Source organism: Haladaptatus sp. AB643, from assembly GCF_024136975.1.
Taxonomy (GTDB): Archaea; Halobacteriota; Halobacteria; order Halobacteriales; family Haladaptataceae; genus Haladaptatus.
Window position 1 is genome coordinate 92,351 of record NZ_JAMYJW010000003.1, and the last position, 12,235, is coordinate 104,585.

At 62.7% G+C, this 12,235-nt stretch carries 15 protein-coding genes; 6 read left to right on the forward strand and 9 right to left on the reverse strand.

Annotated features, from left to right (window positions below; genetic code table 11):
- Positions 1-20 precede the first annotated feature (20 nt).
- The 4 genes from NKF25_RS07520 to cofD are packed head-to-tail and all read right to left on the reverse strand — an operon-like array spanning position 21 to position 3,170.
- Complete coding sequence (locus NKF25_RS07520) at positions 21-596, reverse strand: DUF447 domain-containing protein (RefSeq protein ID WP_253226078.1); 576 nt, start codon at positions 594-596, stop codon at positions 21-23.
- Positions 593-1,429 carry a triphosphoribosyl-dephospho-CoA synthase gene (locus NKF25_RS07525; RefSeq protein WP_253226079.1) on the reverse strand — a complete coding sequence of 279 codons (837 nt, stop codon included), beginning with the start codon at positions 1,427-1,429 and terminating at the stop codon, positions 593-595. The genes NKF25_RS07520 and NKF25_RS07525 overlap by 4 nt, the downstream gene beginning before the upstream one ends.
- Positions 1,426-2,178: a tRNA-dihydrouridine synthase gene (locus NKF25_RS07530; protein WP_253226080.1), complete on the reverse strand. Its 753-nt coding sequence runs from the start codon at positions 2,176-2,178 to the stop codon at positions 1,426-1,428. Before NKF25_RS07530 ends, NKF25_RS07525 begins: the two co-directional genes overlap by 4 nt.
- Positions 2,178-3,170: a 2-phospho-L-lactate transferase gene (cofD, locus tag NKF25_RS07535; protein ID WP_253226081.1), complete on the reverse strand. Its 993-nt coding sequence runs from the start codon at positions 3,168-3,170 to the stop codon at positions 2,178-2,180. The genes NKF25_RS07530 and cofD overlap by 1 nt, the downstream gene beginning before the upstream one ends.
- A gap of 75 nt (positions 3,171-3,245) precedes the next feature.
- Here cofD and NKF25_RS07540 point away from each other — a divergent pair, with 75 nt between their 5' ends.
- From NKF25_RS07540 to NKF25_RS07550, 3 genes are all read left to right on the forward strand, one after another.
- A complete protein-coding gene (locus NKF25_RS07540; RefSeq protein ID WP_253226082.1) occupies positions 3,246-4,475 on the forward strand; it encodes an HD domain-containing protein in 1,230 nt (409 codons plus the stop codon).
- Positions 4,476-4,581: 106 nt separating this feature from the next.
- The gene (locus NKF25_RS07545) at positions 4,582-5,595 is read left to right on the forward strand and encodes an amidohydrolase family protein (RefSeq protein ID WP_253226083.1); all 1,014 of its coding nucleotides are present in this window, start codon (positions 4,582-4,584) and stop codon (positions 5,593-5,595) included.
- An 84-nt stretch (positions 5,596-5,679) separates the two neighbouring features.
- Entirely contained in the window at positions 5,680-6,165 is a 486-nt protein-coding gene (locus tag NKF25_RS07550; RefSeq protein ID WP_253226084.1) for a universal stress protein, read from the forward strand.
- 84 nt (positions 6,166-6,249) lie between these two features.
- Here the strand turns inward: NKF25_RS07550 and NKF25_RS07555 are convergent, their stop codons facing one another.
- Positions 6,250-6,468 (reverse strand): hypothetical protein, encoded by a 219-nt coding sequence (locus NKF25_RS07555; RefSeq protein ID WP_253226085.1) that lies wholly within the window; start codon positions 6,466-6,468, stop codon positions 6,250-6,252.
- Between the two features lie 248 nt (positions 6,469-6,716).
- On the opposite strand from NKF25_RS07555, the gene NKF25_RS07560 reads away from it, so the two are divergent.
- Positions 6,717-7,355 carry a helix-turn-helix domain-containing protein gene (locus NKF25_RS07560; protein ID WP_253226086.1) on the forward strand — a complete coding sequence of 213 codons (639 nt, stop codon included), beginning with the start codon at positions 6,717-6,719 and terminating at the stop codon, positions 7,353-7,355.
- A 32-nt stretch (positions 7,356-7,387) separates the two neighbouring features.
- Here NKF25_RS07560 and NKF25_RS07565 read toward each other — a convergent pair whose 3' ends face one another.
- Positions 7,388-8,434: a biotin--[acetyl-CoA-carboxylase] ligase gene (locus NKF25_RS07565; RefSeq protein ID WP_253226087.1), complete on the reverse strand. Its 1,047-nt coding sequence runs from the start codon at positions 8,432-8,434 to the stop codon at positions 7,388-7,390.
- A gap of 93 nt (positions 8,435-8,527) precedes the next feature.
- On the opposite strand from NKF25_RS07565, the gene NKF25_RS07570 reads away from it, so the two are divergent.
- Positions 8,528-9,208, forward strand: a complete 681-nt coding sequence (locus NKF25_RS07570; RefSeq protein WP_253226088.1) for a carbonic anhydrase — start codon at positions 8,528-8,530, stop codon at positions 9,206-9,208.
- A gap of 215 nt (positions 9,209-9,423) precedes the next feature.
- Here the strand turns inward: NKF25_RS07570 and NKF25_RS07575 are convergent, their stop codons facing one another.
- From NKF25_RS07575 to NKF25_RS07585, 3 genes are read right to left on the reverse strand one after another with little or no spacing between them, the layout of a single operon-like run.
- Complete coding sequence (locus tag NKF25_RS07575) at positions 9,424-9,768, reverse strand: HalOD1 output domain-containing protein (RefSeq protein ID WP_253226089.1); 345 nt, start codon at positions 9,766-9,768, stop codon at positions 9,424-9,426.
- A 43-nt stretch (positions 9,769-9,811) separates the two neighbouring features.
- Positions 9,812-10,789, reverse strand: a complete 978-nt coding sequence (locus NKF25_RS07580) for a bacterio-opsin activator domain-containing protein (protein ID WP_253226090.1) — start codon at positions 10,787-10,789, stop codon at positions 9,812-9,814.
- Between the two features lie 40 nt (positions 10,790-10,829).
- On the reverse strand, positions 10,830-11,321 hold the full coding sequence (locus NKF25_RS07585) for a cupin domain-containing protein (RefSeq protein WP_253226091.1): 492 nt from the start codon (positions 11,319-11,321) through the stop codon (positions 10,830-10,832).
- A gap of 272 nt (positions 11,322-11,593) precedes the next feature.
- Between NKF25_RS07585 and NKF25_RS07590 the strand changes: the two genes are divergently transcribed.
- The gene (locus NKF25_RS07590) at positions 11,594-12,217 is read left to right on the forward strand and encodes a GNAT family protein (protein ID WP_253226092.1); all 624 of its coding nucleotides are present in this window, start codon (positions 11,594-11,596) and stop codon (positions 12,215-12,217) included.
- The last annotated feature ends 18 nt before the right edge of the window (positions 12,218-12,235 follow it).

The window sequence follows — 12,235 nt, forward strand, 5'->3', positions numbered from 1 at the left end:
AAATAAATGACGAACCGCGCTTACCACTCGACCAATTCCCGAATTCGGTCGAACGCGGCACGCTCGCGCTCGCCGCCACAGGTCCGCGTGACCTCCTCGAAATACTCCAACCGACCCCGGAGTTCCGCTGTATCGTAGCCGTCCACGTCCAACCGGGAGGCCGCCACGGTCGCCTCCACGACGGCCGCGAAACCCCGATTCGTCACCGGAACCCGCCGTTCCCGAATTTCAGATTCGACGGGCATCAGTTCCCACTCCTCCCAGTGGGTTCCGTCGGTCTCCCCGGAATCGACCTGTTCCACCTCGATTTCGACCCGCGCATCCGCGGAGTCGAGCACCGGTTCCGCTTCCTCCCGGATCGACAGCGCGGCCTCCACGAAGTCCACGGGGTCGCGGGTGAACTGGATGACGCCGCCGCCCTGTCGGTGGAAGTTCCGCCGGGTTCTGGTGTTACCCCACGTGCGAGCGGTTACAGGGTTGGTGGAATGAAGGCCGAGAACCGCCACGTTCCACAGGTCGTTCGGCCCGAGCGTCGTGACGACGGACTCGGTCACGCCGCGAAGTTCGACCGGCCAACTCGTCCTCGTCCCGGTCACGGCGAAACGCCCCGCTCCAGCGCGACGAACAGGCCGCCAGCGACGATATCCGCGGTCGTTCCGGGGTTGATCCCGTCGTCCACCAGTGATTCGGCGAACGCCGTCACGAGTTCCGGGTTGCCCTCGCGCGCTTCTTGTAGGGCCTCCTGTGCCCGAACGAGCACGCTTTCGGCCGTTTTCTTGCCGTGTCGTTTCGCCACGAAGGTGTCCGGTTCGTGGGCCAGTTGTTCGAGATACACCTGCGCCGCGCGGGCCGAAATCCCGCCGTCGAGTTCCTCGATGCGTTCGGCCACGGTGAAGGTTCGCTCGAAGCCGTGTGTCCACTCGTGGGCGATTCCGTCCTCGTCCGCGCCGAGTTCCATCACGTCGTACAGCGTGAGTCCGGCTTCTTCCAGTGCGGGAATCGCGTCGCTTCCCCGTCGAACGTCGAACTCGTCGGTCCCTTCCGGCGGGTCCGAAACCGCCACATCGACGTGTTCGAACGCGCGGTAGAACCCCGCCGCATCCTCAACGGTCGTCGCTTCGACGACCTCCGTGACGCCCTCCGGCGAGCGTTCGTCGGCCTTCACCAACGGAACCAGCAACAACAGCGCACCGAACTGGGTGTTGCCACCCTCCTGCTGGCTCATCCCGGCGACGGCTTCTTCGAAGGCTTCACCGACCGGTGCATCCGCCTCGGCCGCTCGGAGTCCCGCGCCGGAACCGACCGCTCCGGCGAGGAAATGCTCGAACCGTAGATCGGGGAAATCGCGCTCCCTGTCCACGTTGCCGGGTTTCGGCGTTCCGGCGACTTCCAGCAACAGCGCGAGTTGCGCGTGTTCCGCTGGCGTCATGCCAGCACCTCCGTGAACCACGCATCCGTCGCACGGCGAACGCGGGAGAGCACTTCGGGGCGGTCACTCGGCCGTCCGACGCTGACCGCGTCGGCGCCGTACTCCAGATACTCCTCGACCGTCGCCTCGTCGCGGACGCCGTTGTTCGCCACGAGGAAACAGTCCGTGGCCTCGGCCACCACCTGCACCATCCGCTCGGAGTCCATCGCGTCCAGGTGGACGATGTCCGCGCCCGCGTCCACCGCTTTGCGAGCGACCTCGGGAAGGTTCACGCCGGGCACCTCGGCTCTGACTTTGACGCTCACCGCGGCACCCGTTTCGGCCGCGACGCGAACCTGCTCGGCGAGGCGGTCCGGGTCCCGAAGGAGCGATTGTCCGGCACCGGCCGCACACATCTCCTCCTGTCGGCAGTGTGCGTTGAGCTCCAGTATCGCGCCGTGGCGGTGGCAGACGTCACCCATCGCTCGAATCGGAGGGAGCGTCGCGGAACGGACGTTGATTCCGGGGCGAATCGGGGAATCGGAAAGCGCGGCGAGTTGCCCGTCCACGAACGCGACGGGGTCGTCCGGCAGGAATTCGGTTCGTTCGCGCGCGACCAATTTCCGGGCGGCCGCTCGCGTTTCCTCGTCCAGCGCGATTCCACCCAAAAATGCCGCCCCTGCGTGATCGGCGGCGTTTCGCGCCCATTCGGCGTCTGCTTCCCCGCTGAGGCTGGCGAGCGCGACCCGCGGTTCGAACGGTTCGACCATCACGCCACCTCCAACGCGTCCTGCACGGCACGAACGACGCGGTGCGCGTCCGATTCGTCGTCCATCTTCGTGTCGGTTCGGATCGTCGGACGGCCGAGTTCCGTTCGGTCCTCGTCGTCCAGCACGAACGCGTCGGCGAAGGGATACGCCTCCGCCACGCCCGCCGTGCTCGGTTGATAGCCGACCGCGTCCATCAGTTTCCCCGCTGGCCCGGAGAAAACCCGGTCCTCCACGAACGGCGACACCGCGACCACGGTGGTCGATTCGAGCGCCTCGCGGAACGCGTCCATCGCGAGCATCGGTCCGATGCTCGTCACGGGGTTCGACGGGCCGATGACGACCGGTCCGTCGGTCATCGCGGAGAGGGCGGCGGGCGATGGCTCCGCGTCTTCCGCACCCCTGAACTCGACATCCGTGACGTCGGGTTCGCCGCCATGTGCGACCCAGAACTCCTGAAAGTGCATCTCGCCCTCGGGCGTGTGAATGATGCTCGCGACCGGGTCGTCGCTCATCGGGACGACGTCGAGCGGGGAGTCGAACGCGTCCGCCAAAGTTCGCGTCGTCTCGGTGAGCGTGTTGCCTTCGTCCAGCAGTCCCGTCCGAGTGACGTGCACTGCCCTATCGTGATCGCCGAGGAGCATGAACTCTGCGACGCCGGAAAAGCGCCGCCAGCGGGCGATTTTCCGCCCGTCTGTCTGGCGTTCGTTGGGGAGGTACCGCGGGCCGGTGGAGAGGTCGGCCGATTCGGCGAGACGATGGAGTTCGTCGTGTGTCTCGGTCGTGTCGTCGGCGATTCCCCACCACGTCTCGCGGTTCAGCACGCCCCCTTGCTGGAACAACACCGTGTCGATGTCGGGACAGACGAGGAGGCCACCGAGTTCGACGTCGTCACCGGTGTTACCGATAACCGTCGTCTCGGCGGGCGAAAAGACCCCTTCCGCGCCCTCCAACAGTTTGGGGGTGCCCGTCCCCCCTGAGAGAAACGTGACCATGGTTCGTTTCCTGCGAGAGAGGACATAAAGCCTCGTCCTTCAGTTTTTATACCGTGACGGGACAACGTTCCGACAATGAAGACCATCAAGGACAGCGTCCACGACCATATCCAAGTCGTCGGCGTTGCGAACGAGTTGCTCGACACGCATGCTGTCCAGCGACTTCGACACATCACGCAACTCGGAACCGCCCGTCTCGTCTACCCCTCCGCGAATCACACCCGATTCGAACACAGCCTCGGCGTCTATCATCTGGCCTGCGAAGCGCTCGAAAACCTCGGCATCGAGGGGAGACAAGCGGAGCGCGTTCGCGCGGCCGCGCTCCTCCACGACGTTGGGCACTCCCCCTTCAGCCACACCATCGAGGAGCTAATCCACCGTCGCACGGGGAAATATCACGACGACGTTCTCGACCTGCTCACGGACTCGACGGTCGGCGACATCCTCCGCGACCACGACTTGGATCCGACCACCATCGCGGGACTCATCGCGGGCGAAGGGGAACTAGGGCAACTCGTCTCCGGCGAACTCGACGTGGACCGGATGGACTACCTCGTCCGGGACGCCCATCACACCGGCGTCCCCTACGGCACCATCGACCACGAGCGACTGACACACGAGTTGACGTTCGCGGACGGGAGGCTCGTGCTCGCCGAGGGGAACGTCCAAACGGCGGAGAGCCTGCTCGTCGCCCGTGCGCTGATGAACCCGACGGTGTACAACCACCACGTCACACGAATCAGCAAGTCGATGCTCCAGCGGGCGAGCGAGCGCCTGCTCGATTCGCCGGACATCGACGCCGAGCAACTACGACGCATGGACGACCATGATCTGATCGTCGCGCTTCGAATGAACCCGGAAACCGTCGAACTCGCTCGACGTCTCACTGACCGTGACCTCTACAAACGTGCCGTCTGGGCGGAGATGGGGGACGTTCCCGACGAAATCATCGATGCCGACCACGAGACGATTCGTCGGTACGAGAACGAAATCGCCGAGAGTGCGGGCGTCGATTCCGAGCACGTTACCCTCGACGTGCCGAGTCGACCGGCGATGACCGAATCGTCGTCGCGCGTCGTCGTCAACAACGAAGTCCGGCCGCTCGCTCGGCAATCCACGCTGGTTCGGGCGCTGCAGCAGGTCCAGCGCGACCAGTGGCGCCTCGGCGTGTACACGCCGGCGGACGAGACGGAGGCTGCCGGACACGCGGCGGAGCGAATCCTCGGCTTGGAAACCGACGGTGCGCTCGTCAGCGACGTTAGAACCGGCGTTCGGACGACGCTGACGGACTTCGAGGAGAAATAGGTAGCGGTGGAATAGGGAAAGTAGGAAGGTGAGGAAGGGTAGATGGAGTAAGGGAAATAATTCCGACGACGGGGCGTTTAAGGTCGGCTACTGACAACCGCCACGTATGCTCGTGGAGGGAACCATCCTTTCCGGTCCGAACTTCGACCCCATCGAGGGTCGCGTGGTCGTCGAGGATGGGACGATTACCGCTATCGAAGAGGAGTCCGTCTCGTCGTCGAAAGTCGTCTGTCCGGCGTTCGTCAACGCACACACCCACATCGGCGATTCCATCGCCAAGGAGGCCGGGGCCGGACTCTCGTTGGAAGAACTCGTCGCGCCGCCGGACGGGCTCAAACACCGGCTCCTTCGGGAAACGTCCCGCGCCGAAAAGGTCGATGCGATGCGGCGGTCGCTCCAGTTCATGCAATCGACGGGGACCGCGTCGTTCCTCGAATTCCGCGAGGGCGGCGTCGAGGGCGTGTTCGCCCTCCGCGAAGCGGCCGAGGGCCTCGACATCGACCCGTTCATTCTCGGCCGGGAGACGGTCGATGCGATGGAAGCCGCGGACGGGTTCGGAGCGAGCGGCGCGAACGACGCCGATTTCGGCCGTGAGCGCACCGCGACCGACCGGGCGGGGAAGACCTTCGGCATTCACGCGGGCGAGGCCGATTCGAGCGACCTCAATCCAGCGCTCGACCTCTCGCCGGACTTCCTCGTTCACGTCGTCCACCCCGAACCGATCCATCTCGACCGAATCGAACACAGCGAGGTTCCAATCGCCGTCTGCCCGCGTTCGAACCTCGTCACGGGCGTCGGCTTGCCGCCGATGAAGGAACTGCTCGACCGGACGACGGTCGCACTCGGGACGGACAACGTGATGTTGAATAGCCCGTCGATGTTCCGCGAGATGGAGTTCACGGTGAAACTGACGGACATCTCTCCCCGTGAAGTGCTCCGGATGGCCACCCAAAACGGGGCACGAATCGCGGGCCTGAACTGTGGTCTCCTCGAACCGGGGAGGGATGCGAAGCTACTGGTTCTCGACGGCGACTCAGACAACCTCTGTGGAAACAAGGACGTAGTTCGATCGGTCGTCCGACGGGCGGGGGCGAGCGACGTGATCGACGTTCTGTTGTGATTCCCCGGAATCCCTTTCGATTCGAAGGTGATCGCCACCAAATGAGTTAAGACAACACGGGCCGTGACACTCGGTAACACATCCATGTACGACCGAATTCTCGTGCCGACCGATGGTTCGGAGGAAATGCGATGCGTCCTCGCGCACGCCGCTGAACTAGCCGAGGCGCATGGTGCGGAACTCCACGCGGTGTACGTCGTCAACTCCTCGACGTACGCCAGCCTGCCGATGGAAACGTCCTGGGAAGGCGTCTCGGGAATGCTGGAGGAAGAGGGCGAGTCGGCACTCGAAGACGCCCGCCGTATCGTGGGGGAGTACGACGTCTCGCTCACGACACATCTGCTCGAAGGGCCACCGAACAAGGAAATCGTCCGCTACGCCGAACTGGACGATTTCGATCTCATCGTGATGGGAACCCACGGTCGTGGTGGCATCGACCGCCTCCTCCTCGGAAGCGTCGCCGAGCGAGTCGTCCGTGCTTCGACCGTGCCCGTGCTCACGGTTCGCGTCGGACAGGAGGTCGACTCACCGGACGTGAGTGCGACAGGGAAAGTCCACACCAGCGGCTGAGTTCTCGACTCGGCGGAATAGCGCGACGAAAACGGGTTTTACTCGGTCTGTCGGTAGAACGTCTTACCAGATATCAGCATCAGCTCACACGTTTCGTCCCCATCGGACGATGGCGACACCCACGAACAGGGCGATGACGCCGACGACCGTCCACTGCACTGATCCGCCGGTGATCGGCTCACAGTCTGCCACGCACAGAATGGGATCGATTTGGACGATTCCGAGGCCTTGAACGATCCACAACAACCCGAGAAGCGCCACGATGCCGCCGAGGACAATCAATACGGTCGATTTCGCGTTCATGGTTTGGTACTACTCCCGTCCGGACCGTGCGTTTCGGCTGTTTCAACAGTCATGCTCGGCATACGCTGGTGGTATGGAGGTTCCACCGGTGCATGCGAATAGCGCCACACATCTGAGGCACGTTTAAATACGCATGCGGCATACTCCGACGCGCCATCGTCCGTGACCGACATAGCCGGCCCCGTCTCTGTACTGTGCGGCCGAGACCGGTCGTTCCGGACACTACGAACACGACGGCCGGTTGACAGATGAAATATATTACGTTCGTCATTCCTCGAATCGACGATGAACGCTGTTCGAGCGGCGAGTACGCCGACCTAACGGTGAACGGTGACGCGATTCACTACATCAACCTCTTGGATGACGGAACCGGCGTCGGACTGTACCAACTCGGTGGGGACCTCGAACGGGGAACCGAGATACTAGAGGCCGACTCGGACGTGCTATCGGTCGAGCGGTCCGCGGCGTCGGAGGGGCACGTCTACCTCCATTTTCGAGCGAATACCCTCATGACCGACCTCCTCGGTATATTCCGCCGACACGAGATCGTCGTGGACTGGCCGATGGAGTACAACGAGCAAGGCGGGCTTCGAATAACCATGCTCGGGACGGACGAGAAGATCCGAGAGGCGGTCGCGGAAATCCCCGACGGGATTTCGATCTCGCTCGAAGGGATCGGCGAGTATCGACCTGATATGCGCCGACTCGCGTCGCTGCTGACGGACCGCCAGCGAGAACTGTTGAAGCTAGCTATCGACGCGGGGTATTACGAAATACCGCGGCGTGCGACCCTCGACGACCTTGCGGAACGAGCGGGTATCTCGGCGGGGACGGTCGGTGAACACCTCCGGAAAATCGAATCGAAGGTCATCACGGAACTCGATTGATATCGACACCGTTCGACGACCGACTGATCTCCTCAGTTCACCGGCCGAAGGTGTTCACAGTCGCCCGCGTGAATCCGCACCGTTCCCTCCTCGGTCTCGACCACCAGCGCCCCCGGCATGACGATATCGACCGCAGTACCGACCACGTCGCCGTCAGGCGTTTCGACCCGTACTCGCTGTCCGAGCGTCGCCGACAGTTCGCGCCACGCCGGAAGGATGGAGTCGGTGTCGCTCCGAAGCGCGTCGAACTCCTCCAGCAGTCGCTGGACGAACAACCGTCGATTCACCGCGCCGACCTCCGCTTGGACGCTCGTCGCACCGTCCGGTAGGTCGTCCGCCGCGACGTTGACGTTGATGCCGATACCGGCGATGACCCACGAGACGCGGTTCGCCTCGCCCTCCATCTCGGTGAGGATACCCGAGAGTTTGTTGTACTCGTTCGCACGGCAAGAGCTTCGCTCTTGCTTGCTCCCGTTCGCTACGCTCACGGGAACTCCTTCGTCACTCACGAGGACATCGTCAGAACTTCGTTCTGACTGGCGCTCGTTCACTCGTTCCTCGCTCACGAGCACGTCGTTCGGCCACTTGATTTCCGCCGGGACGCCCGCCTCCCGTGCCGCCCGCGTCACGGCCACGGCAGCCGCGAGCGTCAACAGCGGGGCGTGCGCTGGCGGCATCGTGGGACGGAGGACGAGACTCATCCAGACGCCGCCCGAGGGGCCGACCCATGTCCGTTTCAAGCGGCCGCGGCCGCCCACCTGCTCGTCGGCCAGCACGACCACGTCCTCCGCCCCGTCCCCGGCCAGTTCCCGTGCCCGGTCGTTCGTGCTCCCGATGGAGTCGTGATATTCGACGGAAAACGGTGCCTCCAGTCCGTACTCGACCGCCGGTCCGAATTCAGGGACCTCCCCGAGCAGATAGCCATCCGCAGTGCTCTCGACCTCGAATCCGTCGGTACGAAGCGCCTCGACGTGTTTCCACACCGCGTTCCGCGAGATGTCGAGGGCGTCGGCGAGTTCCGGCCCGGAGACCGGGCCGTCAGCGAGCGCGTCCAAGACGACCCGACGTGTCTCGTTCATGGTTTCGAGTACGGGAAGTCCCGACAAGAGTCGTTTCGTTTGGCCGCGGCAAAAGGGAAAATCGTTCGTGGTTCGAATACGAACAGCACGATCATGCACCGGACGTTCATCGAGTTGTTGGAACAGAACGCGGAACACGCCGAAGAGTTCGACTCCCGTTTCGACGACGTACAGGATTCACAGCATCCCGACGTCGTCACCGTCTGCTGTTCGGATTCTCGCGTCCTACAGGACCACATCTGGGGCAACGACGAACCGGGACGGATCTTCACCTGCGGCAACATCGGCAACCGCGTCATTCAGCGAACGGACTCGGGCGAAGTCGTCTCGGGCGACGTGCTCTACCCCGTCGAACACACGGGAACCGACACCGTCGTCGTCATGGGGCACACCGGTTGTGGGGCCGTCACGGCGACGTACGACGCGCTGACGGGCGAGGTGTCCGAGCCCGCTGGCATCGAACACTGTCTCTCGTTGCTGAAACCGAAGTTGGAGGCGGGCGTCGAGTCGCTCCCGGACGACGTGAGTCGAGCGGGGGCGATCAACCGACTCGTGGAGTACAACGTCGACCGGCAGGTCGAATCCCTCATCGAGAGCGACGACATCGACGAGGATGTCGATATCATCGGCGTCGTGTACGACTTCCAGGACGTGTACTCGGAGCGGCGCGGCCAAGTCCACGTCATCAACGTGAACGGTGAGACGAGCGTCGAGACGCTGAAAGACGATCACCCTGACATTGACGCACGGATCGAACGGCTCTGGGAGTACTGAGTAGCCGAGCGAGTTCAACGCGGTCGGTTTCGCGCCGCTTACTCTGTCCCGTTCGCCTCATCGGCGAGCCACGCGGATTTGCAGATCTCATCGCAGAAGATGTAGAGATGGACACCATCTTCTGTCGGCACTGTGTGCGTCGGGTAGCGCACGTTGGCTCGAATCGGGGTTCCACAGTACGCACATTCGGATAGCGATACCGACTCGTCCATCCTTCACGTGGTCAGTCGAACGATGATTTCCCCGCTACTGGAGACGGTTATCGGATACCCTTCGTAGGTAAACGAGACCTCGATATCGTTCCCTCGTGCGGTCGTCAGTACCGTGAGCAGCGATTCCGCGTCGATAACGTCGTAGAGCGGAGTTATCGAGTACGGTTCCTGCCCACTCACCGCAGCGACTATCCCCACGATACTGAGGAGTATCGATTCCTCATCGTCAGTAGCGTAGCGAACGCGGAGCGTTCCGGTGATTGGGTCGTACCCGTCGTACTCTTTTATGTCGCCATGCTCGAATGCTTGCCGACCTAATTCCTCGGTTGTCGTATCGAAGGTGTCCATCCATGTAAACTGAGAGCGATTCGGTGATAAGACTCGGCTCTTACTAGTTCGACTCCCCTATGCCGTCGTCGTGAGCCTCGAACAGGTGATACAATACCGTGTCCTGTGCGTGGCGGAGGTGGTAGTTGAAGGTCTGGCGGGTGATGTCCATCCGTTCCGCGATCTCATCTCCTTCGCTCTGCCGAGGGACCTTGAAATACCCCGCGTAGTACGCGATTTGGAGGGCCGTCCATTGGCGTTCGGTGAGGTCATCCTTCACGAGCGTCTTGAACAGCCGAGGCGTGTACACCAGCTTTTGTGACGCCAATTCGAAATCCCGAGCGGCGACATCACGAATCGCGTCCAGGACGGCCGCCACATCGACCGTCGCCGGGAACTGTACCAAGTTCCTGATTTTACCGTCTTCGAGCGCGGTCGTTACCGACTCACCATCGAACTCGTCGTAGGTCGAAACCAGCGACGATGCGGCACCACGAACCTCGACGCGATAGCTATCGCCCTCCTTCTTGAGGAGGCGAACGTCCTCGTTCGTGGGAAAGAGTTCCGGGAGAGTCATCACCGTCTCGCCGGAGATTCCAGTGACCGTCCAGTACTGGACGTGCGAGCCGTCGGGAAGCCGTACGAACCCGTCGATTCGGAGGTCCATGTCCTCGTGGCCGAGTTCGAGAAACGGGCGAGCCAACTGCTCGGAAACGAATTCGAGTTCGAGAACTTCGTCGGCGGTCAACTCGGGAGGGAATTCATCCTCCGAATCGTCCACGGAGCGATCCGTCTCCGGTGGTGGCACATCGCTGGCCGTCGGTCGTATGGCGGGTCGCCACCACGCACGGGCTTGTGCGCCGATCGTCTTCGTCTCGAGTTCCCCCTCGTCGGCGAGACGGCGAAGTTTATCGTACGCCGTGCGCCGGGCACAGCCCACCGCCTCGGCAACCTCGCTCGTCGCAAGCGGTTCGGACGGATCGTCTAGTCTCTCGAAAACCCCGAGGATTTCGTCCCCACCGATGTCGTTCGCGGTCCCCATTAACTGAGATACGGGTTCGATGTAAAGGGAGCTTTCGGCGCTATCCACTTTCCGAGTCGTCGATGTCGAATGGCGTCGTCGCGTCGAACGTGAGGCCGTCACGGGGAAGTCCCGATGCCGGACCTCCTACGACGTGTAGTTTTCCCGAATCCGGATAGACGACGATGTCCGGTTCGTCCATCGTCGAGAAGAAGAGGCATTTGAGGGGTTCGCTCGACGTGTTCTCGACGGCGTGGCATCCGAACTCCCCGACCGGAAAGGAAACGTAGTCCCCCGATTCGATCCCGGTCTCCCCGGCAGGCGTTCGGAGCGTTCCGGTCCCATCCATCACGAACAGCGCCTCCTCGTTCGCCGTGTGGTAGTGATACTGGGCCGGTTGGCCACCGGGCGGAATCTCCTCGTACGTACAGCCAAGCCGCGTTCCACCCGCTTCCTCGGCGATGCGTTTCCAGCCACCGCCGTCCCCGTCGGTCCCCGTCCAATCGAGTCCGTTCACGTTGACGATTCGGTGACCGTCGTTATCTGTAACCATACCACGCTGACGCCGGGAAACGACAAAAGAACAGCTATGACCGTTTCTGCTCGCTTTATTTCGATGTTCGCCGTGTCCCGACCCGTGCCACCATTACATTCAGAAGCCGTCGGGAGGCTGGTCGAATGGGCGGGACCGCCGGAAGACGACGTACTACATTTCTTCGCACGTCGGGTGACCTCCGCGACGTTTCGGTTCGACCGGTCGTCACACGATGGAATCCGTACTGACTTCGCTCTCCACGCGAAACACCCCTCAAACCGATCCAAACCATGTCCACAACCCTGTTTCCGACCCTCATCGAGAGCGAACGGTTGCGATACGAACCGTTACACGAGTCGACCGAACCCCTCGACATCTACGAGTATCACCGTTCCGGCGAGATGGACGCCGTGATGCGCCCCCTCGGCGAGCGACCGCACGCGACGCCCAAGGAGACGATGGACGAAGTAACCGAAGCGGCGGAAGCGTGGGAGTCCGGCGAGCGAGCGACCTACGCCATCACGACGAAATCCGACGACGAATTCGTCGGCGTCGCCGAACTGTGGCTCGAATGGGAGAAGCGTTCGACCTCGTTCGGGATGTGGGTTCGTGAGCCGTTTTGGGGACGTGGCTACTCGGGCGAGCGGGCCGGTGCGATGTCGTACGTCGCGTTCGACCGACTCGACCTCGAACTCGTGAGTGTCGGCCACGACCCCGAAAACGAGCAGTCGAAACGCGCCATCGAGAAGTACGTCGATTCCTACGGCGGGCAGTACGATGCGGTCCTTCGGAACTGGTACCCTCCAGACGACTCCGGCGAACCAGTGGACCTCCAGACCTACAGCATCTCACAGGAACAGTGGCGCGAGAACGTCACGGAAGCGGAGCTATCGACGATTCGAATCGTTCGGTGATATTCACGCGTGACGCTT

Coding starts and splice junctions, on each gene's coding strand:
- NKF25_RS07550 (WP_253226084.1), top strand. CDS start 5,680: ATGTACGACCGAATTCTCGTGCCGACCGATGGTTCGGAGGAAATGCGA.
- NKF25_RS07585 (WP_253226091.1), bottom strand. CDS start 11,321: ATGGTTACAGATAACGACGGTCACCGAATCGTCAACGTGAACGGACTC.
- NKF25_RS07545 (WP_253226083.1), top strand. CDS start 4,582: ATGCTCGTGGAGGGAACCATCCTTTCCGGTCCGAACTTCGACCCCATC.
- NKF25_RS07530 (WP_253226080.1), bottom strand. CDS start 2,178: ATGGTCGAACCGTTCGAACCGCGGGTCGCGCTCGCCAGCCTCAGCGGG.
- NKF25_RS07575 (WP_253226089.1), bottom strand. CDS start 9,768: ATGGACACCTTCGATACGACAACCGAGGAATTAGGTCGGCAAGCATTC.
- NKF25_RS07580 (WP_253226090.1), bottom strand. CDS start 10,789: ATGGGGACCGCGAACGACATCGGTGGGGACGAAATCCTCGGGGTTTTC.
- NKF25_RS07555 (WP_253226085.1), bottom strand. CDS start 6,468: ATGAACGCGAAATCGACCGTATTGATTGTCCTCGGCGGCATCGTGGCG.
- NKF25_RS07525 (WP_253226079.1), bottom strand. CDS start 1,429: ATGACGCCAGCGGAACACGCGCAACTCGCGCTGTTGCTGGAAGTCGCC.
- cofD (WP_253226081.1), bottom strand. CDS start 3,170: ATGGTCACGTTTCTCTCAGGGGGGACGGGCACCCCCAAACTGTTGGAG.
- NKF25_RS07540 (WP_253226082.1), top strand. CDS start 3,246: ATGAAGACCATCAAGGACAGCGTCCACGACCATATCCAAGTCGTCGGC.
- NKF25_RS07570 (WP_253226088.1), top strand. CDS start 8,528: ATGCACCGGACGTTCATCGAGTTGTTGGAACAGAACGCGGAACACGCC.
- NKF25_RS07560 (WP_253226086.1), top strand. CDS start 6,717: ATGAAATATATTACGTTCGTCATTCCTCGAATCGACGATGAACGCTGT.
- NKF25_RS07590 (WP_253226092.1), top strand. CDS start 11,594: ATGTCCACAACCCTGTTTCCGACCCTCATCGAGAGCGAACGGTTGCGA.
- NKF25_RS07565 (WP_253226087.1), bottom strand. CDS start 8,434: ATGAACGAGACACGTCGGGTCGTCTTGGACGCGCTCGCTGACGGCCCG.